This is a genomic window from Campylobacter concisus, from assembly GCF_002913545.1.
GTDB lineage: Bacteria > Campylobacterota > Campylobacteria > Campylobacterales > Campylobacteraceae > Campylobacter_A > Campylobacter_A concisus_AV.
In genome coordinates this window covers 14776-37024 of sequence record NZ_PPBR01000132.1, presented here as the reverse complement: position 1 = coordinate 37024, position 22249 = coordinate 14776, and the positions used below count along the sequence as shown (strand labels likewise).

Annotated in this window: 20 protein-coding genes; 11 read left to right on the top strand and 9 right to left on the bottom strand. The window is 41.2% G+C overall.

Annotated elements, in window-relative coordinates:
• Positions 1 to 2: 2 nt before the first annotated feature.
• On the bottom strand, positions 3 to 1163 hold the full coding sequence (locus tag CYP05_RS09540) for an MFS transporter (RefSeq protein ID WP_103642758.1): 1161 nt from the start codon (positions 1161 to 1163) through the stop codon (positions 3 to 5).
• The gene (locus tag CYP05_RS09535; protein WP_103642757.1) at positions 1164 to 3704 is read right to left on the bottom strand and encodes a tryptophanyl-tRNA synthetase; all 2541 of its coding nucleotides are present in this window, start codon (positions 3702 to 3704) and stop codon (positions 1164 to 1166) included.
• 168 nt (positions 3705 to 3872) lie between these two features.
• On the opposite strand from CYP05_RS09535, the gene groES reads away from it, so the two are divergent.
• The 3 genes from groES to CYP05_RS09520 all read left to right on the top strand — a co-directional run bounded on the left by groES (position 3873) and on the right by CYP05_RS09520 (position 7283).
• Positions 3873 to 4133, top strand: a complete 261-nt coding sequence (gene groES / locus CYP05_RS09530; protein WP_021089314.1) for a co-chaperone GroES — start codon at positions 3873 to 3875, stop codon at positions 4131 to 4133.
• 17 nt (positions 4134 to 4150) lie between these two features.
• Positions 4151 to 5785, top strand: coding sequence for a chaperonin GroEL (gene groL / locus CYP05_RS09525; RefSeq protein ID WP_002940160.1), 1635 nt, complete (start codon positions 4151 to 4153; stop codon positions 5783 to 5785).
• 130 nt (positions 5786 to 5915) lie between these two features.
• On the top strand, positions 5916 to 7283 hold the full coding sequence (locus CYP05_RS09520) for a phosphomannomutase/phosphoglucomutase (RefSeq protein ID WP_103642756.1): 1368 nt from the start codon (positions 5916 to 5918) through the stop codon (positions 7281 to 7283).
• Positions 7284 to 7713: 430 nt separating this feature from the next.
• Here the strand turns inward: CYP05_RS09520 and CYP05_RS09515 are convergent, their stop codons facing one another.
• The 4 genes from CYP05_RS09515 to CYP05_RS09500 all read right to left on the bottom strand — a co-directional run bounded on the left by CYP05_RS09515 (position 7714) and on the right by CYP05_RS09500 (position 10710).
• A complete protein-coding gene (locus tag CYP05_RS09515; RefSeq protein WP_009293645.1) occupies positions 7714 to 8571 on the bottom strand; it encodes a cysteine ABC transporter substrate-binding protein in 858 nt (285 codons plus the stop codon).
• A 91-nt stretch (positions 8572 to 8662) separates the two neighbouring features.
• Positions 8663 to 9400, bottom strand: coding sequence for an amino acid ABC transporter ATP-binding protein (locus tag CYP05_RS09510; protein WP_103595383.1), 738 nt, complete (start codon positions 9398 to 9400; stop codon positions 8663 to 8665).
• A gap of 1 nt (position 9401) precedes the next feature.
• The gene (locus CYP05_RS09505; RefSeq protein WP_103642755.1) at positions 9402 to 10070 is read right to left on the bottom strand and encodes an amino acid ABC transporter permease; all 669 of its coding nucleotides are present in this window, start codon (positions 10068 to 10070) and stop codon (positions 9402 to 9404) included.
• Entirely contained in the window at positions 10057 to 10710 is a 654-nt protein-coding gene (locus CYP05_RS09500) for an amino acid ABC transporter permease (RefSeq protein ID WP_103642754.1), read from the bottom strand. Before CYP05_RS09500 ends, CYP05_RS09505 begins: the two co-directional genes overlap by 14 nt.
• A gap of 109 nt (positions 10711 to 10819) precedes the next feature.
• Here CYP05_RS09500 and CYP05_RS09495 point away from each other — a divergent pair, with 109 nt between their 5' ends.
• The 6 genes from CYP05_RS09495 to CYP05_RS09470 all read left to right on the top strand — a co-directional run bounded on the left by CYP05_RS09495 (position 10820) and on the right by CYP05_RS09470 (position 17133).
• A complete protein-coding gene (locus tag CYP05_RS09495) occupies positions 10820 to 11065 on the top strand; it encodes a CBU_0592 family membrane protein (protein ID WP_103642753.1) in 246 nt (81 codons plus the stop codon).
• Positions 11062 to 12030, top strand: a complete 969-nt coding sequence (locus CYP05_RS09490; protein ID WP_103642752.1) for an agmatine deiminase family protein — start codon at positions 11062 to 11064, stop codon at positions 12028 to 12030. The genes CYP05_RS09495 and CYP05_RS09490 overlap by 4 nt, the downstream gene beginning before the upstream one ends.
• 2 nt (positions 12031 to 12032) lie before the next feature.
• Complete coding sequence (locus CYP05_RS09485) at positions 12033 to 12959, top strand: cation diffusion facilitator family transporter (RefSeq protein ID WP_103642751.1); 927 nt, start codon at positions 12033 to 12035, stop codon at positions 12957 to 12959.
• 1 nt (position 12960) lies between these two features.
• Positions 12961 to 13833 carry a carbon-nitrogen hydrolase gene (locus CYP05_RS09480; protein WP_103642750.1) on the top strand — a complete coding sequence of 291 codons (873 nt, stop codon included), beginning with the start codon at positions 12961 to 12963 and terminating at the stop codon, positions 13831 to 13833.
• Between the two features lie 204 nt (positions 13834 to 14037).
• Entirely contained in the window at positions 14038 to 14979 is a 942-nt protein-coding gene (locus tag CYP05_RS09475; RefSeq protein WP_002940425.1) for a TAXI family TRAP transporter solute-binding subunit, read from the top strand.
• 87 nt (positions 14980 to 15066) lie between these two features.
• Entirely contained in the window at positions 15067 to 17133 is a 2067-nt protein-coding gene (locus CYP05_RS09470; RefSeq protein WP_103572065.1) for a TRAP transporter permease, read from the top strand.
• 92 nt (positions 17134 to 17225) lie between these two features.
• Here CYP05_RS09470 and CYP05_RS09465 read toward each other — a convergent pair whose 3' ends face one another.
• The 3 genes from CYP05_RS09465 to CYP05_RS09455 form a co-directional block, all read right to left on the bottom strand.
• Complete coding sequence (locus CYP05_RS09465) at positions 17226 to 17711, bottom strand: tetratricopeptide repeat protein (protein ID WP_103642749.1); 486 nt, start codon at positions 17709 to 17711, stop codon at positions 17226 to 17228.
• Between the two features lie 71 nt (positions 17712 to 17782).
• Positions 17783 to 18466 carry a YgjP-like metallopeptidase domain-containing protein gene (locus tag CYP05_RS09460; protein WP_103642748.1) on the bottom strand — a complete coding sequence of 228 codons (684 nt, stop codon included), beginning with the start codon at positions 18464 to 18466 and terminating at the stop codon, positions 17783 to 17785.
• A complete protein-coding gene (locus CYP05_RS09455) occupies positions 18421 to 19740 on the bottom strand; it encodes an MATE family efflux transporter (RefSeq protein WP_103642747.1) in 1320 nt (439 codons plus the stop codon). The genes CYP05_RS09460 and CYP05_RS09455 overlap by 46 nt, the downstream gene beginning before the upstream one ends.
• Positions 19741 to 19836: 96 nt before the next feature.
• Between CYP05_RS09455 and abc-f the strand changes: the two genes are divergently transcribed.
• Both abc-f and CYP05_RS09445 read left to right on the top strand, forming a co-directional pair.
• Positions 19837 to 21768 carry a ribosomal protection-like ABC-F family protein gene (gene abc-f, locus CYP05_RS09450; protein WP_103642746.1) on the top strand — a complete coding sequence of 644 codons (1932 nt, stop codon included), beginning with the start codon at positions 19837 to 19839 and terminating at the stop codon, positions 21766 to 21768.
• Positions 21769 to 21856: 88 nt separating this feature from the next.
• Positions 21857 to 22204: a hypothetical protein gene (locus tag CYP05_RS09445; protein ID WP_219809362.1), complete on the top strand. Its 348-nt coding sequence runs from the start codon at positions 21857 to 21859 to the stop codon at positions 22202 to 22204.
• The last annotated feature ends 45 nt before the right edge of the window (positions 22205 to 22249 follow it).

Here is a 22249-nt window from a genome sequence, read left to right as displayed (position 1 = left end):
AATTAAGTTCTGCTAACCGGCTTTAAAAAGTAGCTAGAAACTGCGCAGATGAGCGATACTGCGGCGATAAAGTAAAACGAGTGCGTTAAGCTAAAGATGTCAGCGATCTTGCCGATGACCGTTGCGAATATACCGCCGATTGTTATACTAAGTCCAAGCGTTACGCCAGAGGCTAGGCCGATTTGATTTGGCAGATAAAGCTGTGCAAGGGCGATTGAGGGGCTAAAAGATAGGCTGATGCAGGCGCTTACGCACATGGAGGCCACGAGAAATAGCGCGTAGCTGTCGATAAAGAGCATTAGCACGACTAGCGGCGCGGCGATGCTTAGGCTTATTTTGATGAGCCTAACTAAGCCGTATCTATCAGCTAGTGCTCCGCCAAATAGCGTAGAGATCGCACCTGCAGCAAAAAACATACTTAAATTTACATTTGCAGCTTCTTTGCTAAGACCAAAAATTTTGATGAGGTAGATGCTAAAAAATGCTGAAAAGCCAAAAGCGACGATAGAGCGTGAAAATATGCACAGACAAAGCCTTAAAAATGCGCCCAGATCGTCTTTTAGAGCGCTTGTTTTTTGGGAAATTTGCTTTTTGTGATTGTCTTCTAGCGCTTTTATAAATTTGCCCTTTTTAAGGTATAAAAGTGTCAGAAAAATTTGGGGAATTATAAAGATCAGCGTTCCTTTTAGGCCAAAATTTCCCACAAAAACGGCGACTAAAATGGGCCCAACCGCAAAGCCGACATTACCACCAAATGAAAATATACTTATGCTTTTGGCTCTATTTTTGGCGTTTGAGGTGTAGTTTACGATCCTTGCGGCGCTTGGGTGAAAGAGCGCGGCGCCGATACCGCTTATCATCACGCAAACTAGGATGATGTAGTAGTTTGTCACAAAGCCAGTTAGGCTCATGCCACCGCCCGCAAGCAGCAGCCCAAGCGGGATGACGTATGGTAGCTCTTTTTTGTCGCTTAGGCGACCGATAAGTGGCTGGATGAGCGAGCTTGCTAAATTTGTGGCGGTCACGAGCGAGGCGGCTGTGGCATAGTCGTAGTGGTAGCTCGCGATGAAAAAGGGCAGCATCGCACCAAGCGCGCTTTGGTTTATGTCGCTACAAAAGTGCCCAAGCCCCATTAGATACTTTAAATTTTCCGCCTTTTTCATCTAAAATAGCCCTTTTAAAAGCCCCTTTAAATTTTGTTTTTCGCCGCTTGCGTCATCATCTTTGCCAAGCTTTTTATCTAAAAATCTACCTATCTCTTTTTTGACCTTATTTTCGAGATATTGCGATCTGACATCGTATTTTAGCTTGTCTGTAGTGCCTGAGATTTGCACGTTTAGGTCGGTCTTTTCTAGCCTGCAAACAAGCGGCGCGTTAAGCATTTTCGTGGCGGTATTGTAAGTGCCGTTTGAAACCTTTATGTCGCTCTTTGGTGAGCTTAAATTTACGTTAAAGATGACGTTGTCGCCCTTTATATCGCCATAAATTTTGCCGTCTTTGTAAATTTCTTTTGTGATGTCTTTGCCGGTGAAGGTTTTGATGTTGTTTGTGAGATTTGTACTGGCTAGGTGGCCCTCTTTTAGCAAGATGTCAAATTTGCCGAGCTTTTGCTTCGTCTCGTAGTCAAATTTAGCATCGCCGTTGCCATCATAAAGGTGCTCTAGCCCCAAAGTCTGCGTTAGCCCTTTGACCTCAAAGTTTTTTAGCACTGCATCAAGCGCGCCACCTTTGTAGTTTGCCTCTAGTTTGCCCTTAAATAGATCATCAGAGGTGGCTTTTACGCCTAGATCATCCACTTTGCCGTTCGCCGTTACTAAGGCTGCAAATTTACCGTGAAGCTCGCGACCAGCTAAAAATGCAAGCTTATTTAGCTCTGAAACCACCGCTTGAAGCTTTAGGCTTAGCGTGCTTTTGCCCACATCAAAGCTGCCATCTATGCCCTTTATATCAGCTAGCGAGCTAAGAAAGTCGCCACTAAATTTTGCCATGTCGCCTTTATAGTCTAGGCTTAAATTTGAGCTAAATTTCTCGTTTTCTGGGAATTTTTTATCAAGCATTTTGCTAAGTGCTGCGGCGTTAAATTTGCCATCATTTAAAGCAATCGTTGCGGTGACGCTTGGGCTTTTACTAAAGATATTTTGCCCCTTTGCTTGGACATTTGTCTTGGCATTTACCAGTCTGTCGTTGCCACTAAGTGCTAAGATCTCTCCTAGCTGCGCCTCTTTTAGGTTAAGATCAAGATTTTCATTTTTTATGGTGGCGTTTAGCTTGCCAGCAAAGGCATCGCCGCCTAAATTTAGCTCATCTATCTTGCTTGCTTTAACCTTCACATCGCCCGCAAGCGCCATCTTTGAGCCAACCTCAAAGCCACTAACCGCTTTAAATTTCTCAGGGTTGCTAATGAGCAGGGCAAATTTGCTAAAAATTTGGCTGTTTTTTAGGTCATAAACGCCCTTTACATCCTTTAGCTCGCCAAGGTCGCTAAGCACATTTGCGTCAAAATTTACAAGTTCACCTTTTGCTGTGGCGCCACCTTTTAGCTCAAATTTCGCCGCATTTTTAAGCTTTGTAAGCCCTTTATCTATAAGACCGTTTTTTATCTCAAATTTAGCCTCGCCTGCAAGCTTTTTTAGCTCGTCAAATCCGCTAAAATTTGCGTTTAAATTTATTTGCCCGTCTGCGTAGCTAGGCTGCAAAGCAAGCGCTAGAAGCTCTTTTAGTTTGATGCTAGTTGCATTTAGGGCTAAGTTTTTGCTATCAAAATTTGCATTTATCTTGCCACCAAGCCCGTTTATCTCAGCTTTTAGGTTTTGAAGGGCATTTTCTTGCATTGTAATTTCGCCGTTTGCATCCACAGCGCCACTTAGCTGTTGATTTAAGAACTTGCCAAAAAGGGCAAGATCAGGCACATTTAGCGAAAAGTCACTCTTTAAATTTTTACTAGCTAGATCATAAGTCGTCTCGTTTGCTTTTAAAGTGGCTTCAGGTGCGATGATAAGGGTTTTTGCACTCACTTTTTCATTTGCAAATTTAGCATTTACGCCGCCTTTAAAGTTTATATCTTTTGCTAAATTTAGCCCAAACTCATTTTTAAGAATTTCTTTGTTTATCGCCGCATCACTTGCTAGAATTTGAGCGTTTATAATGGGTTCATTTTTCTCATCGACCCCTTGCATATTGCTCGTTAGATCAAACTTACCACTAGCTAAATTTGGCTTTTGCGCAAGAGCTGAGATCTCAGAAAGTTCGATGTTTTTAGCGTCAAGATTTAGAGCTTTTGGCAGGTAGTCTTTTAAATTTGCGTTTAAATTTATGTTTGAGCCAAGCGCCGTGCCAGTTGCCGTTAGCTTGAAGTCGCTAAATTTACCAGCCACGTTTGCTTTAAGAGCGACGTCCTTTTTTAGTCCAAGCTCGCTAGCCTTTACCTTGTCGGCGTTTATATCTATGTTTAAGCTCATACTTTGAGCAAGCAAGGAGAGCTCGCCATTTGCCTTTAAATTTATGGCGTTCATCACGGTCGCCTCTAAATTTAAGGTGCTAAGACCAAGGTTAAAATCTTTAAATTTGACATCGATACCACGAGCTAGTGCCTCTTTTTCTATTTTGCTGGCTATAAATTTATTGCCAAAAGAGCTAAAGATAAAGCCAAAAATGCAAGCTACTATGAACACAAGCGCGCCAACTATGTAAGCTACTTTTTTCATAAAATTCCTTTATATTAGTTTTACATATCATAAAACTTTAGTCACTTAGACTAAAGTTTTTAATAAAATTCACTATAAATTATTGACTTTTTCAGAAAAAAATGCTAGCATTTCATCACTCAAAAATAAAGAGTGCTAAAAAAGACAATTAAACTAAAAGGATGAACAATGAACTTTCAACCATTAGGCAAGCGTGTCCTAGTCGAACGCGTAGAAGAGACAAAGACGACAGCTTCGGGCATAATTATACCTGATAACGCAAAAGAAAAACCTTTAAGCGGTGAGGTAAAAGCAATTGGTGCTGAAGCTGAGGGCGTAAAAGTTGGCGAAAAAGTAGTATTTGCTAAATACGCTGGCACTGAGGTGAATTTAGATGATAAAACATATCTTGTTTTAAACATCGACGATATTTTAGGCGTGATTAAATAATTTAAAAAGGAAAGACAATGGCAAAAGAAATTTTTTACTCTGATGATGCAAGAAATCGCCTATATGAGGGCGTAAAAAAACTAAATGACGCTGTAAAAGTGACAATGGGACCAAGAGGCAGAAATGTCCTTATCCAAAAGAGCTTTGGCGCTCCAAACATCACAAAAGACGGCGTTAGCGTGGCTAAAGAGGTTGAGCTAAAAGATACTATCGAAAACATGGGTGCAAGCCTAGTTAGAGAAGTAGCAAGCAAGACAAATGACCAAGCAGGTGACGGCACTACAACAGCAACTGTGCTAGCTCACGCGATATTTAAAGAGGGTCTTAGAAACGTAACTGCTGGCGCAAATCCTATCGAAGTAAAACGTGGTATGGATAAAGAAGTAGCAGCTCTTATAGATGCACTAAAAAACATCTCTAAAAAAGTTTCTGGCTCAAAAGAGATCGCTCAGATCGCTACTATCTCTGCAAACTCAGATGAGAGCATCGGTAAGCTTATCGCTGATGCGATGGAGAAAGTCGGCAAAGACGGCGTCATAACAGTAGAAGAGGCAAAGTCTATCCAAGACGAGCTAAGCGTTGTTGAGGGTATGCAGTTTGACCGCGGATATCTAAGCCCATACTTCATCACAAACCCTGAAAAGATGCAAGTTGAGCTAAGCAATCCATTTATATTGCTATTTGACAAGAAGATCACAAATTTAAAAGACCTGCTTCCAGTGCTTGAGCAAGTACAAAAGAGTGGCAAACCACTCCTAATCATCGCTGAAGATATCGAGGGTGAGGCACTTGCAACGCTTGTTGTAAATAAACTTCGCGGCGTGCTAAACATCTCAGCTGTAAAAGCTCCTGGCTTTGGCGATAGAAGAAAAGCGATGCTTGAAGATATCGCTATCTTAACAGGTGGCGAAGTTATCAGCGAAGAGCTAGGCAGAACACTTGAGAGTGCCACTATAAACGACCTTGGACAAGCTTCAAGTGTAGTTATCGACAAAGACAACACAACTATCGTAAATGGCGCAGGCGAGAAGTCAGCGATCGACGCTAGAATAACTCAGATCAAAGCGCAAATCGCCGAGACTACAAGCGACTATGACAAAGAAAAACTTCAAGAGCGCCTTGCAAAACTAAGTGGCGGCGTGGCAGTTATCAAAGTAGGTGCTGCGACTGAGACTGAGATGAAAGAGAAAAAAGACCGCGTAGATGACGCTCTAAGCGCTACTCGTGCAGCTGTTGAAGAGGGCATCGTAGTAGGTGGCGGTTCAGCTCTTATCCTTGCTTCAAAGAGCGTAAATTTAAATTTACAAGGCGATGAGGCAATCGGCGCTGAGATCGTTAGAAGAGCGCTTCGTGCTCCACTTCGCCAAATCGCTGAGAACGCTGGCTTTGACGCTGGCGTAGTAGCAAACGCAGTTGAGACAAGCAAAGATGCAAATTTTGGCTTTAACGCTGCAACTGGCGAATATGTAAATATGTTTGAAGCTGGCATCATCGACCCAGTAAAAGTTGAGAGAGTTGCGCTACAAAACGCTGTTAGCGTAGCTAGCTTGCTACTAACAACTGAAGCAACTATCAGCGAGATAAAAGAAGAAAAAGCAATGCCTGCAATGCCTGACATGGGCGGCATGGGTGGTATGGGCGGCATGATGTAGCAGCCCTTTTCGAGCTAGAGTCTTTTCTAGCTCGAATTTATATTTTAACCTCACTAAATTTATAAAATTATTTACTCCTTTTTAAATTTATTCTTGTATTATTTTTGCATTCTTTTAGGGAGAATTTACAATGAAATATGATGAAATTTTTAGAGAATACGACATCCGCGGCATTTTTGAAAAAGACTTGACAGAAGACAGCGTCAAGGCTATAGGGCTTGCTTTGGGTAAGAAATTTAACGAATTTGGCGTGAAAACTTTAAGCGTTGGTTTTGACGCAAGGCTAAGTGCTAGCACGCTTTTTAGGTATCTGCTAAGCGGTCTAAACAAGGCTGGTGGCTTTAAAATTTACAATATCGGCTTGCTACCAACTCCTGTTGGCTACTTTAGCGTTTATGCTGATTATTTCGACGCAAACATTATGATCACAGGCTCTCACAATCCAAAATATTATAACGGCTTTAAGATCACCATTAAAAAAGATAGTTTTTTTGGCAAAGATCTGCAAATTTTAAAAGATAAGGTGAATGAGATAATCGCCTCTGGTGAGCAAATAGCAGACGATGAGAGCTGTGAGAAATTTAATATTTTAGAAAAATACGTTGAGTTTTTTGTAAAAGAATTTAGCGAGCTTAAAAATTTCAAAAAGCCTTTTGTTATCGACTGTGCAAATGGCGCTGTTGGCGTGAGCTTGGTGCCTATCGTCAAGGCACTTGGGCTAAATGCGAAAATTTTATATGAAGATCCAGACGGAAATTTCCCAAATCACCACCCAGACCCAAGCGAAAAAGAGAATTTAAAAGAGCTATTTTCGCTCATTGAAAAGAAAGAATTTGACCTTGGATTTGGCTTTGACGGAGATGGCGATAGGATCGCCGTGATAACGCCAAAAAGAGATATAAAAGGCGATGAGCTAGCATATCTTTATGCGCTAAATATGAAACATCCAAAGGTGCTTGGCGAGGTAAAATGCTCACAAAATATGTATGATGAGATCGCAAAAATCGGCGAAGTTTTTATGGGTAAGACCGGACACAGCAACATCAAAAAGATGATGAAAGAGCTAAACGTAGATCTTGCGGCTGAAGTGAGCGGACATATTTTCTTTAAAGAGCGCTATTTTGGCTTTGATGACGCGCTTTATGCGATGATGAGGGTGCTTGAGCTAGTTCATAAGGGCTTTGACCTTGACGGCGAGCTTGATAAAATGCCGCTTGTCTTTAGCACCGATGAGATCAAGATAAAGACGACTGACGAGGCTAAATTTAAGATAGTTGCTAAGCTAAAAGAGTGCGTGAAAAATGAAGGCTGCGACCTGCCAAAGATAAAAAATATTATCGACATTGATGGCATTAGGATTCAGTTTGAAAATGGCTGGGCGCTGGTGCGTGCGTCAAATACAACGCCAGTTATCGTTACTAGATTTGAAGCTAAGAGTAAGGAATTTTTAGAAGAGATCGAGCAAAAAGTGACAAATTTACTAAAGAGCTTAATGTAACCAATAAATGCATTTTGGGCTAAATTTACTCCAAAATGCTTTTTAAAATTTTATTTAAATATTCAAAAACTAAGGTTTTCTCTCTCATTTGACTTTCGCAGTTTTCTAAATTTATCAAATATATAGAATTTAAAATCAACAAATAGCCTATCGATGCCAGTGTTTTTTAAAAAGAGTTCATTTCGCTATAAGCTTATTTTGCTAGTTTAGCGCTCAGGTGTGCAAAATATCTGCTCATTATAGATTTTAAAACAGTCCCACTTGCTGACAAAAACTTTAGAAACATTATCGTAAATTTACATGCTAGCTTGCTACCAAGAATTACAAAACTGCCGTCATGGATTTTAAAGTGATGTCGCCTGCTGTAAAACTTGCAAATATATTTGTTAAATTTAAAAAGAGAGATGGCGTAAAGATTACGCCATTAAATTTAGAGTTTGCCGCCTTCAACAACTAGAGATTCAGGATTGACACTATCACCATATATTGGTTTTAGCGTTGCGTCATAGTCTTTGTGAAAGAAATTTTCTTTTCCAAGCTCGATGATCTCGTTATTTAGCCACTCAAGCAAGGCTTTGTTGCCTTTTTTGACAGCTGGAGCTATCACATCCACGTCGCCAAGTGCTTCAACGCCTACGACAAAGCCAGGAGTCTCTTTCGCCCAGGCAAAAAGTAGGGCATTATCATGTGCTAGAGCTGCACCCCTTTTATCAACCAAAGCTGCGAAAGTTTCGGTGTTTTGATCATACTTTAAAAGCTTGATATCAGGATAATTTTTTGTAAAAAATGCGTCTGCTGTTGTGCCTTTATTGACGATCAAGGTTTTATCTTTTAGCTCATCAACGCTCTTTATCACAGCGCCTTCTGGGCTAACGATGCCAAGTGAGACCTTCATATATGGAAGCGCAAAATCAACAACTTGCGCGCGCTCAGGCGTCTTCGTGAAATTTGCAAGCGTGATATCGACCTTGTCAGCTGTGAGTACTTCGACCCTGCCAGCAGCCTCGACTAGCTCAAATTTAACCTTGCTCTCATCGCCAAGTAAGTCTTTTGCGATGCGTTTTGCAAAGTAGATGTCATAGCCTTGGTTTTTGCCGTCTTTATCGACGTAGCCAAATGGCGGTTTGTCGCTAAAAACGCCTATCCTTATATATCCACGCTCTTTGATCTTTGCGATCGTATCAGCTTGGTTTGAAGCGGCTGCTTTGTCCGCACCTTTGTCATCACCACAACCCGTTAGAAAGACGGTAGCGACTAATGCTAATAAGAAAAATTTAAATTTTCTCACTCTTTCTCCTTTGAAAAATTTAGTAAATAAGAGCGATCAAATCTCGCTCTAAACGCATTTTGAAAAAACGGCAAATTATCTCTTATTTTTTCTAAAACGAGAATAAATTTAGAAATTTCTTCGCTCGCTCGCTCTTTGGATTAGTAAAAAACTCCTCTGGCTCGCTGATCTCCACGATCGCTCCAGCGTCCATAAATACGATCTTATTTGCAACCGCTCTTGCAAAGCTCATCTCGTGGGTGACTATTAGCATCGTCATGCCATCTTTGGCTAAATTTAGTATCACATCAAGCACTTCTCTAACAATCTCTGGATCAAGCGCAGCCGTAACCTCGTCAAATAGCATGATCTCAGGGTTTAAGCAAAGGCTTCTAACGATTGCTATGCGCTGCTTTTGACCGCCGCTTAGCTCCTTTGGATAGGCAAATTTCTTATCAAGTAGCCCAACCTTGCTTAGCCACATATCAGCCGTTTTTTCGGCCTCGGCCCTATCTCTTTTTTGCACCTTCAAAGGCCCAAGAAGGACGTTATCTATGACGTTCATGTGATCAAAGAGCTCGTAGCTTTGAAAGACCATGCCGACTTTTTGGCGGATCCTTTGCCACTCTTTAAATTTAGCATCTATCACTTCGCCGTCTATGATGATCTCGCCGCTTGCTATGCTTTCAAGGCCGTTTATGCATCTAAGTGTTGTGCTCTTGCCACAGCCTGATGGTCCAAGAAGCACGACCACTTCGCCACTTTTAACCTCTAAGCTTATATCCTTTAAGGCGTGAAGCTCTCCATAAAATTTGTTTATTTTTTTAAGTTCTAAGATATTTTCGCTCATTTTAGCTCCATTTTTCTTCTAGTTTTTTCGATAGTTTTGAGACTGGATAGCAGATCGCAAAATATAAAAAGAATATGAGCGTGTATATCCAAAATGGCGCCATAGGATTTGTAAATACATTTCGCTCGATGATCTGCTGGCCTACTTTTACCACCTCTACAACGCCGATTAGCACGACGATAGAGGTCGTTTTTATCATACGGCTTAGTAAATTTACAGCTCCAGGCACCAGCCTTCTAGTAGCAAGCGGGATGATGACATAAAAGTAAATTTGAAATTTGCTAAGTCCTAGTGAGGCGGCTGACTCAAACTGGTGCTTTGGTATCGAGGTGATCGCTCCTCGCACGATATCCATCATCTCAAAAACACCCCAAAGGCTAAAGACGATGAGCGAGGCGGTAAATGCCGATATATGCAGCCCAAAAGCCTTGCTAACGCCAAAGTAAAATAAAAATAGCCAGACGATCTGAGGCATGATACGAACGATCTCGAGGCAAATTTTTAAAACAAGATATATAAATTTGTTTTTCATACTCATTAAAACACCAAGTATGAGTCCGCCGATGACGGAGATGATGATCGAGATGAGTGAAATTTCAGTGCTTACTACAAGACCTTCAAGCAGCCTTAGTAAATTTTGCGTGTCAAATAATATACTAACTCCTTGCATTTCTCACCCTTTTTTCGACGTAGCCAAGCGCCAGCGAGACTGGCAAGATGATGACAAGATAGCTAATAACCAGCATAAAAAGCGCCTCATCTGTCTTGTAGTAAAGCCCGATGAGATCTTTTGCAACGTAGACTAGATCAGCAAGCGCTACGATACTAACGATGCTTGTCTCTTTTAGTAAAAATATGACGTTTGCACTGATACTTGGAAGTGCCACGCTAAAGGCTTGTGGCAAGATGACATATCTTAGGAGTTGGTTTTTACTAAGTGCGATGCTAAGTCCTGCTTCTATCTGCGACCTTCTCACTGCCTCAAAGCCAAGCCTAAAGCTCTCGCTCATGTAGCTGCCACCAAGAAAGCTAAGCCCCGCGACCGCACAGGTAAAGCCACTCATCGACACTCCAAGCTTTGGCAAGCCGTAGTATAAAAAGAAGAGCTGGATAAGAAGCGGTGTGTTTCTTGAAAGCTCAACGTAGCAATCAACTAGTTTTGAGAGAAATTTTAGCTTGTAAAATTTCACAGCCATGCAAAAAATGCCTATCAAAATAGAAAAAACGATCCCTAAAAAGGCGATCTGGCAGGTGAGAATACCAGCCTTTACAAAAAGGGGGTAAAATTTCTCAATAAACTCAAAATCCATAAACTTTAATCCAATCTGAAAAATGGAGTTATTTTATCCCATAATCATAAATTTAAAACTAATTAGATATGATCACGCTTTAAATTTAAGCTTACAAAAAGGATAAAATTTGATCGATCTTTTTCAGATCATGGGCTTTTTAGGGATGATCTGCATCGTGATGGGCTACTTTTTACTTCAGATCGGCCGCCTAAATAGCCACAATCTAGCCTACCAGATAATAAATTTAGTAGGTGCGGTGCTGCTTATAATCTCGCTTTTTGTGCACTTTAACCTCGGTTCATTTTTGATAGAGGCCTTTTGGATAATCATTACGATTTATGGAATTTATAAAATTTACAAGGAGAGAGCGTGAGAGCGTATGCAGAGTGGGAAGAGCAGGAGCTTTTGTTTTTATCGCTGCCACATAGTAAGAGCGACTGGGAGCCTTATTTAGAGGAGATTTTGGCGGGCTATGAGGAGCTTGTGGCTGCTGTTACGCCTTTTGAAAAGGTGGTGCTCATCTGCCCTGATGAGGCAAATTTCGCTAGGTTTAAGAAATTTAAAAATGTAGAGTTTGTTAAGCTTGATACTGACGATACTTGGATCAGAGACTACGGTATGATCGACGTTTGCACCAAGGACGGCGTAAAGAGCTATGACTTTAAATTTAACGCTTGGGGTGGTAAATTTAAGAGTTCAAAAGATGATGCGATAAATTTGGAGCTAGCTAAAATTTATAAAACTAAGCTTGAGCCGGTTGATATGATACTAGAGGGTGGGAGTGTCGAGTTTAACGGAGATGGCGTGCTTTTAACTACCACAAAATGCCTGCTAAATGAAAATAGAAACAAAGCACTTAGCAAAGAGCAGATCGAGGAGAAGCTAAAGAATTTGTTTGGCTTAAAGCGTATCATTTGGCTTGAAAATGGCTTTATAAGAGGCGATGACACAGATAGCCATATCGACACTTTAGCGCGTTTTATCACGCCTGACACTATTGCTTACGCAGCTTGCGATGATAGGAGCGATGAGCACTATGATGAGCTAAAAAAAATGGAAGATGAGCTTAAAAAAACTGGCTTTAAGCTACTTGCCTTGCCACTACCAAAACCTAAATTTTATGATGGCAAAAGGCTTGGCTGCACCTATGCAAATTTTATCTTTATAAATGGTGCGCTAATCGTGCCAACATATAACGATGAAAACGATGAAAAGGTGCTAAATTTACTAGCCAAGGCGCTTCCAGATAGAAAGATCATCGGTGTAAATTCGCTAGTTTTTGTTCGTCAAAATGGCTCGCTTCACTGCTCAAGTCAAAATAGATACAAGAGGGCTTAGTCTTGTCAAGTCCGTTTGATTATGAGTTTAACAGTATAAATAAGCAGGAGTGCACGCAGGGCGAAAATAAAGCCGTTATCGCAGCTGGAGCTTGCGCCTTTTTACTTGCACTTGTGAAATTTGCAGCTGGGCTTTTTAGCGGCTCAGTCGCTGTGCTTGGCTCGGCGATTGACTCGATGCTTGATTTTATCGTTTCGCTTTTAAATTTATTTGCGCTTAGAAAGTCAAGAAAGCAAGCTGATGAGAGATTTAACTTTGGCTACACAAAGCTGGAGGCGTTAGCAGCGCTATTTGAGTGTGTCATCATCGTCGTGGCTGCTGGATATATATTTTATGAGAGTGTTAAGAAATTTAGCGAGCCAAATTTAGAGATAGACCTTGGCTTAAGCCTTGGTGTGATGGTGTTTTCAGTCGTAGTGACGCTATGTTTGGTGCTATTTTTAAACCAAATTTCTAAAAAAAGTGGCAATCTTATCATAAAAGCAGACGCACTGCACTATAAGATCGACCTTTTTAGCAACCTTGCAGTCATCATATCGCTGCTTATCATTAAATTTAGCGGATTTGTGATGATAGATGCGATCTTTGGTATCGTGATAAGTGGCTACATCGCTCAAAGCGCCATAAGTCTTGGCAAAGATGCCTTTGGTATCTTGCTAGATCACGCAGCAAGCCCTGAGATCACAGCTGAGATCATTAAGATGATAAAGGCAAAGCAGAGGATTTCAGACTTTCACTACCTAAATACAAGGCAGAGCGCAAATACCATATTTTTAACGCTGCATTTAGTTTTTGACAAAGATATCTCGCTTTACGACGCGCACGAGGTGGCCGACTCGCTTGAAGCCGAGATAAGAGAGAAATTTAAGGAATTTTCGTGGCAGATAACCACGCATTTAGACCCATACAACGACAAAGAAGGGAGATGAGATGAAAGTAGCACTACTTCAACAAGAATTTAAAGGGACAAAAGAGGCAACTATCGCAAAGACGCTTGAGCTAATCGCCGAGGCAAAAAAAGGAGGTGCCGATCTAGTTGTCTGCCAAGAGCTACACCAGACGCAATACTTTTGCCAAAGCGAGGATACAAATTTCTTTGATCACGCAAATGAGTGGCAAGAGGACGTCGCTTTTTGGGGCAGGGTAGCAAAAGAAAATGGCGTAGTTTTAGTCACTTCGCTCTTTGAAAAGAGAGCTGACGGACTTTATCACAACACCGCCTTTGTCTTCGAGCGTGACGGCAGTGTGGCTGGCAAATACAGAAAAATGCACATCCCTGATGACCCTGGTTTTTACGAGAAATTTTACTTTACGCCTGGCGATATTGGCTTTGAGCCTATTGAAACTAGCCTTGGCAAGCTTGGCGTTTTGGTCTGTTGGGATCAGTGGTATCCAGAGGCAGCAAGGCTAATGGCACTAAAAGGGGCGAAAATTCTCATCTACCCAACGGCTATTGGCTGGTTTGAGGGTGACAACGACGATGAAAAGTCAAGACAGCTTGAAGCGTGGGTGGCGGTGCAAAGAGGCCACAGCGTGGCAAATGGCCTGCCAGTGGTTGCAGTAAATCGCGTGGGCTTTGAAAAAGATGATAGCGGTGTGATGGATGGGATTAAGTTTTGGGGAAATAGCTTTGTTTACGGGCCACAAGGCGAGCAGCTTTTCCGCGCAAATAGCACAGACGAGCTTTGCAAGATCGTTGAGATAGATATGAAAAGAAGCGAAGAAGTGCGCAGAATTTGGCCATTTTTAAGAGACCGCAGGATCGATGCCTACGCAAATATCACAAAGAGATTTATCGACTAAATTTAGAGCTAGGATTTCTAGCTCATAAAATTTAGAATGCTCGTAAAAGAAATATAAATTTATTCTTAAGAAAATATTTTTTTAAGCCTTGATTGTGTAGAATAGTTGCAACTTTACCAAAATGGCATAAAAATATCATATCAAAAAGATACAAAGCTAAATTTATAGAATAAAATAGCCTTAAATTTTTTGAAAGGATTTTAGATGAAAACTACTTCTTTGGCACTTGCTGGATTGCTTTTGGCAACAACACTTTCAGCAAAAGAATTTATCAGTATCGGCACTGGTGGCATGACAGGCACATACTATCCGATAGGTGGAGCGATCTGCCGCTTGGCAAATAAAAATACAGACGTAAAATGCTCTGTTCAATCAACTGGCGGCTCAGTTTATAACGTAAATAACGTCCTTAAAAAAGAGCTTACTTTTGGCTTTGTTCAAAGTGACGTCGTCTATGACAAATATAACGGCACTGGCAAATTTGACGGAGCAAAAGATGAAAATTTACGCTCAGTAGTAGCGATATATCCAGAGCTTCTTGCATTTGTTGTAGCAAAAGATAGCGGTCTAACAAGCGATCTCTCTTCATTTGCTGGTAAAAAATACAACGTAGGCAACCCAGGTAGCGGCAACGAAGTGAGCACGCTTGAAGTCTTTAAAGCAAAGGGCTTTGATGTTTCAAAACTAGGATATCGCGGCGTTTTAACAGTTGGCGAATGCCCACACGCACTAAAAGATAAAAAGATAGACGGATATAGCTTTGTCGTTGGTCACCCAACTGCAAACATCACTGATGCTGCGACATCTTTGCCTATTGATATCCTAAACATCGAAGGCAGCGAGATCGACAACCTTCTTAAAGAAAAACCATACTTTGCAAAAGGCGTGATCCCAAAAGGCTCTTATGATGGTGTCGACCACGACGTAAATACTATCGGCGTAAAAGCTGTTTTAGTAACTAGCAAAGATACAAAAGATGAGGCTGTAAAAGCTGTGATAAAAGCTATCTTAGACAACTTTGATGAGTATAAAACTCTTCACCCAGCGCTAAAATCAGTTAAAAAAGAGGATCTTGTTCAAGGTCTTTCAGCTCCGCTTCACCCAGCTGCAGAGGCTGCATTTAAAGAGGCTGGTATCTTAAAATAATCCATCTCCAGGGGCTTTTGCCTCTGGATAAAATTTAAATATGCAAATTTCTTCTAAATTTATATATTTAAATTTTAAAGGAGAAAGATGAACGAAGTTAATGACAACGAAGAACAATTTGTCGAGGTAAAGACAAGAGAGATAAATAGCAATATTTACAACTATTTCATTGCATTTGCGTGTTTCTCTTGGTCGGTTTTTCAGCTTTATATAGCGTATTTCCCACTAAATACTAACATTTCGCGCTCAGTGCACCTAGCCTTTGCGGTTGGGCTTGTATTTTTGCTATATCCAGTCACTTTTCATAAAAAGGCTCACTCAAGTTTGCCGTTTTACGACCTAGTTTTTTGTGTGGTAGGCGTTGTTGCCGTGCTTTATCCAGCGGTTTATTTTTACGAGCTAGCTGATAGGACAGGGGATTATATCACTCAAGATATCGTCATATCGTTTTTAGCGATCATTGTCTTGCTTGAAGCTGGCAGGCGTGTCATGGGACCAGCGCTTCCTATCATTTGTATATTATTTTTGATATATGATCACTTTGGCCCTTATATGCCAGATATCATCGCTCACCAAGGCGCTAGCTTTGAAAAGATCGCAGGACACATGTTTTTAACGACTGAGGGCGTCTTTGGCGTGCCTATCGGTGTTAGCGTTAGTTTTATCTACCTTTTTGTTCTTTTTGGTTCATTGCTCGAGCGAGCAGGCGCTGGACAATACTTCATAAATTTAGCCTTCTCACTTCTTGGCAAATATAGAGGTGGCCCAGCTAAGGCTTCAGTCATCGCAAGTGGCCTAACTGGCATGGTATCAGGCAGCTCTACAGCAAACGTCGTAACCGTTGGTACATTTACCATACCGCTTATGAAAAAAGCTGGTCTTTCTCGCACAAAAGCTGGAGCTATCGAGGTTGCTGCTGGTGTAAATGGACAGCTCATGCCTCCGATCATGGGTGCGGCTGCTTTTATCATCGCTGAGTTTTTAGGTATGACATATACAAATGTTATGATGGCAGCGGTTATTCCAGCATTTGCTTGTTATTTGTCACTATTTTTCATCGTGCATTTAGAGAGCGTCAAGCTTGGACTAAAAGGCATAAATCAGAGCGAATTTCACTCAAGATTTAAAATTTTTGTAAGTGGTCTTCACTATATAACGCCTATTTTGATCTTGCTTTACACGCTTTTAATCGCAAAAGAGTCAGCCATAGCTGCAGCATTTAATGCGATTGGATTTTTATTTTTGATAATGATCTTTCAAGAGCCAACTAAAAAGCTAGCTTCAGGCGAAAAAGTAGGGCTAAGCGACGTGCTTCTTGGCTTTGAGGATATATTTTGGGCGATGGTCGCAGCTGCAAAAAGCATGACCACAATAGCCATTGCAACAGCACTTGCTGGCATCATCGTGGGCTCTATCTCGCTTACTGGCCTTGGTCAGGTGCTCTCTGATCTAGTCGAGCTTCTAGCAGGCGATAACATCATGATGATCCTAGTTTTAACAGCTCTTATGTCGCTCATCCTTGGCATGGGGCTTCCAACGACAGCAAACTACATCGTCGTCTCAAGCCTTGTTGCGCCAGTTATCTTGTTTTTGGCACATAAAAATGGCTTCTTGATCCCTGCTATCGCTGTGCATCTTTTTGTCTTTTACTTTGGAATTTTGGCCGATGATACGCCACCAGTTGGCATCGCAGCCTACGCAGCAGCAGGCATCGCTAAAGCAAATCCAATAACCGTTGGCGTGCAAGGGTTCTTTTACGATCTAAGAACGGCGATCTTGCCATTTGCCTTTTTCTTTAACAACAAACTTATGCTAATTGAAAGCATAAACACGAGCGATCCGCTTGATTCAAAAGGTATCGTTTGGATGAGCAACCCGCTTGAAATTTTGCTCGTCTTTGGCATGGCGATCGTGGGGATGTTTGCCTTTTCAAGCTTGCTTCAAGGATACTACGTCACAAAGCTTAGGATTTGGGAGAGGGCGCTACTTATCCCAGTCGTGCCTCTAGCTCTTGTGCCAAATATCTGCGTGAAATTTGGGCTAATGCCAAACGAATACACAGCCTACATCGTAGCAGCAGCCCTTTATGGCTTTGTCTTTATGACTCAGTGGGGCATAAAAGATAAACCACTTGATCAAATAAGAGCGATTTAACATTAGGCAAGAGCTCTCTTGCCTAAACTTTTTTAAATTTATTTCTATTGATTTTGTAAAAAGTGAGAATTTAGGCTTTTAAAGCCTAAAGATCAAAGTTGTTTTGAGCGTTTTAGATCGCCTGCAAATTCGCAAGCAAGCTTATCGCCTAGTTTGCAACCTTTTTCTAAAACCGCGTAGGCCTCTTTAAATTTATGATCATCTATTAGTATTGATCCCATCATCGCGCAAGAGTAGCCGTCATTTAGCTCGCATGCTTTGTTAAAAAGCTCTCTTGCCTTTTGTGGATCGTTATCTAGATAAATTCCACCAGCTGCTGAGCAACCCTCTTTTTCACCGCCTTGGCAAGCTTTATTGTAAAACTCTAGCGCTTTGTTGCTATCTGGCACGTCAGTTTTGCCAAGCTGGTAGATCGCACCTGCTTTTGCGCATGATCTTGCGTCATTTGCCGCGCAACCTGCTTCAAATTTAGACAAAGCCTCAGTGAAATTTGAGTCAGCATAAGCTTTCAAGCCATCTTCAAAGTTGCCTGCTAGAGCGCAAGCTGCAAGAAGCGAGATAAAAATCATTTTTTTCATAAAATTTTTCCTTTTGTAAAGTAATGTGCAATTTTAACATATTAAATTTACACTTACTTGATGAAAAATAATTATGATTTTAAAATTTGCTCTTGCTCTTTATAATCAGGCATGATGGCTTCTATAAATTTATAAAAGCTGCTTTGATGATGCGGATAGAGTAGGTGAGTAAGCTCGTGAAGCACGACGTATCGCACGGCTGAGAGCGGTTTTTCGATGAGCCTTAGGCTTAAGTTTATATAGCCTTTTTTGTGGTTGCAGCTGCCCCAGCGAGTTTTGCTATCTCTTATGACGATGCGACTAACTGGCTTATTGATATGAGGCTGATAGTAGCTTACAAGCTCTAAAAATAGCTCTTTTGCTCTTGCTTTTTTAAGGCGCTCAAGTGCCTTTAAATTTGGCGTTATGATAAATTTATCTTCAAAAAATGGCAGTTTTATGCTCTCATTAAATTTGATCTTATAAATTTGACCAAGAAATTTCATCTCATCATCTTTTGGTAAATTTAAAAGAGCTTTTTTATATGAGTTTTCAAGCCAAATTCTGTGCGTCTCAAGAAAGCTAAGAGCCATCTTTTGCGTGCTGTAAAATGGCATAGAAAGCGTGATCTTAGCATCCTTGCCAACTCTTAGACGCATAGATTTTACATTTGTTTTGAAATTTATTAAAACGCTTAGGCCATAAAAGTCTAAATTTACGCTCTTTTGCCTCAAACTAGGCGTTTTTCTTGCCACTTTTTGCTTCTCCAGCGCCATGTATTTGCAAGGCCTCTTAGCCACTCATCAGCGCAAAATCCTATCCAAACGCCAACGATGCCCCAGCCAAGGTGTATGCCTAAGAAATATCCAAGCGGCAGCGAAAGCCCCCACATAAAGATAAGCCCAGTCGCAAGCGGAAATTTCGCGTCGCCACTTGCACGAAGGGCATTTACGATGACGATGTTAAAGGTTCTGCCAGCTTCTAGCACGATCGAGAGGGTAAAGAGCGGTAGCATTATCTTGCGCAAGCTCTCATCTAAATTTAGTGCGTCCATGATCTTATACTTTAAGGCGTAGGCGATCAAAACGACGACTAAGGTTATAAAAATGCCAAGCCACAAGGCTTTAAAAGTCCTTGTATAGGCCTCGTTAAACTCGCTTGCCCCAACCAAATGCCCCACGATGACCTCGTTTGCCACGCTGATACTCGCTCCACAAAGCAGGATGAGAAGCGTGATCTGAAAGTAGATAGTCTGCACGCTAAGAGTTGCCTCGCCCATGCTCGCGATAAAGCCAAATGCGACCATGTATTGCGCCATCCAGAGTAAATTTTCGCCAGCACTTGGCAAGCCAACTGAGAGTATTTTCTTTAAAATTCCAAACGGCACGACAAGCAGTTTGCTAAGATAAATTCTAACTTTTGCCACGCGTATGAGCATGTAAAGTAGGACAAAAACGCCTATTAGCCTACCCACAAATGTCGAGATAGCAACACCTTGCAGGCCTAAATTTGGCAGATCAAACCAGCCAAAAAGGGCGATGGCGTTGCCAAAGATGGTGATGATGTTCATCAAAACTGAAGTTAGCATGACTGCGGTTGCTAGGTTATAGACGCGAAGCACCGCAGCTAGCACCATACCGATGCCATCAAAGAGCAATGCAAAGCCAAGGATGTGAAGGTATGAGAAGCTATCGTTTATGAGATCATTTGGCACGTTTAGTAAATTTAAGATGTTGTAGCCAAAGACGTAGATGATGATGGCTGAAAAGATACCAAAGATCGTATTTGACGTGATGCTTGCGTGTATGACGCTTGAGGCTAGCTCGTTTTGCTTTGCGCCAAGAGCTTGTGCGACGACGACTGAGCAGCCCATGCTTAAAAAGTTAAAAATGGTCATAAAAAGATCCATCACTTGATTGCCCGCACCCATGGCGCCAACTAGATGCACGCTCACTTTTGTCACCATGTAGGTGTTTATGATGAGCGTTATAAAGTGCAAAAACATATCTAAAAATATAGGGACGACCAGTTTTTTCATAGAAAGATTCATAAATTTCTCCCTTTTTAAATTTAGGGGCGATTATAGCCAAATTAGGTTTTAGCTCCCTTTTGATATAATCCAAAAAATTTAAAATTTGAGAGAAAAATGGCATTAATTGACCTAATAGACGTAAGTAAAAAATTTGGCGCAAATGAAATTTTAAACAGCGTAAGCCTTAGCGTAAATGAAAATGAAAAGATAGCGATCATCGGTAAAAACGGCAGCGGCAAGAGCACGCTTATGAAGATCATCTCTGGCGAGGTGGCAGCAGATAGCGGCAGACGCATAGTGCAGAGCTTGATAAGCGTCGAGATGCTAGCACAAAATCCAAATTTTAACGCCACATTTAGCGTAAGAGATGCGCTAAATAACGAGCTAAAAGAGATATTTGATGCGATAAGCGAGTATGAAAAAAGTGGCGTCTTGCTAGCAAATGACCCAGAAAACAAAGAAATTTTAAAAGAGCAAGAGAGGCTTTTAAAATTTATAGAGGCAAAGGACGGCTGGAATATCGAGCACAAGATCGAGCGAATTTTGCAAGAATTTAAGCTAAAAGAGTATGAAAACAGACCCATTTGCTCGCTAAGTGGTGGCGAGATCAGGCGCGTGGCACTAGGTGCTCTCATCCTTAAAAAGCCAGATGTGCTGCTGCTTGATGAGCCTACAAACCACCTTGATGTCTATATGGTCAAATTTCTTGAAGATATGCTTAAAAGCTCAAATCAAAGCATAGTTTTTATAAGCCACGATAGGTATTTTATCGATGCGCTCGCTACTAGGTGCGTTGAGGTCGAGGATGCAAGCTTAAAAAATTTCGAGGGCGGATATGCAAACTATCTAACCAAAAAAGAGGAGATTTTAGCAAGCCTTGCAAAGTCGCATGAGACGCTGCTAAAACAGCTAAAGGCAGAAGAGGAGTGGCTAAGGCGCGGCGTAAAAGCTAGACTAAAGCGAAACGAGGGCAGAAAAGAGCGGGTGCTTGCTATGCGCGAGGAGGCTAAGAAAAACCCAGGCGTGATAAGGCGCGTGAGGCTAGAGCTGGAGCGTGCGAGTAAAAATTTCAACCAAGTTCAGAGCCAAAACCGCAAAAAAATGCTCTTTGAGTTTAAAAATTTAAGCAAAAGTATAGACGGCAAGGTGCTTTTTGAAAAATTTGACGCAAGGGTCTTGCAGGGCGAGAGGATCGCCATTGTGGGGCGAAATGGCAGTGGCAAAAGCACGCTGCTTAAAATTTTGCTAGGACTTGAAAAGCCAAGTAGCGGCGAGATAAAAAGAGGCGAGGTGAGTATCGGCTACTTTGATCAAGCTAGAAATGTCCTTGATGATGACAAGAGCCTTATAGAGACATTTTGTCCAAATGGCGGCGATCACGTGCTGGTGCGTGGGCGAAATATGCACGTCTATGGCTATCTTAAAAATTTCCTCTTTCCAAAGGAATTTTTAGATAAAAAGATAGGCGTTTTAAGTGGCGGAGAGAAAAACCGCGTCGCGCTTGCAATGCTTTTTACCAAAACTTACGACGTGCTGGTGCTTGACGAGCCGACAAACGACCTTGACATCGCAACTATCAACATCTTAGAAGACTACTTGCAAAGCTTTGAAGGGGCTATCTTGCTAGTTAGCCACGATAGATATTTTGTCGATAAGATGGCAAATAAGCTCTGGGCGTTTGAGGGCACAAAGATAAATGTCTTGCATGAAGAGTATAGCGTCTATTTGGAGCTTGAAGATGAGATGAAAGAGCTTGATAAATTTGAAAAAGAGCTCTCAAATAGCCAAAATGAGGCCAAACAAAAGAGTAAATCTGGCGCAAAGCTAAGCTACAAACAAACGCAAATTTTAAACACATATCCAGATAAAATTTCAGCCCTTGAAGCAAGAGTAGCTGAGCTAAACGAGGGGCTTAGTGATCCAAAAATTTATCAAGAAGTGGGGCTAACCAAGCTTTATGAAGAGCTTGAAAAGGCAAAAGCTGAGCTTGAAAGCCTAGAAAATGACTATTTTGAAGTGCTTGAGATCGCCGAGGAGCTAGAGTAGCTTGAAAAAGATCGGTAGGATAAGCGCGCTAAATACGAGAGTTGTTAGGCAAAATTCTGTTGTAAGCCTTAGCATTATCGTTGATAAGATGAGATTTAGTGAGACATTTTCACCTAAAATATATAAATATGAAGTAGGCGATCTGGTCCAGATAAAATATAAAAAGGTTGGGTTTTTAAATAAGATAGATACTATTATCATCATCGCAAAAAACAGCGAAGAGTCGGGACTTTTTGCAAGGATTAAAAATTTATTCTTTTTGCTTGTTGCCTTGTATCTTTGTTTTATTTCTTTGTGGGTTATTTATTATGGGATTACGTTGGAATTTAGCATTTATAGGCTTTTTGTTACATTAGCAGCCGCTTGTTTTCTATTTTGGATGGGCAAATCTGCATATATTAGGCTTATGATTTTTAGATATTTTATATTTGGATAGAACTTTGAAATTTAAATGTATGAAAGGTTTGCGACTTGATAAGGT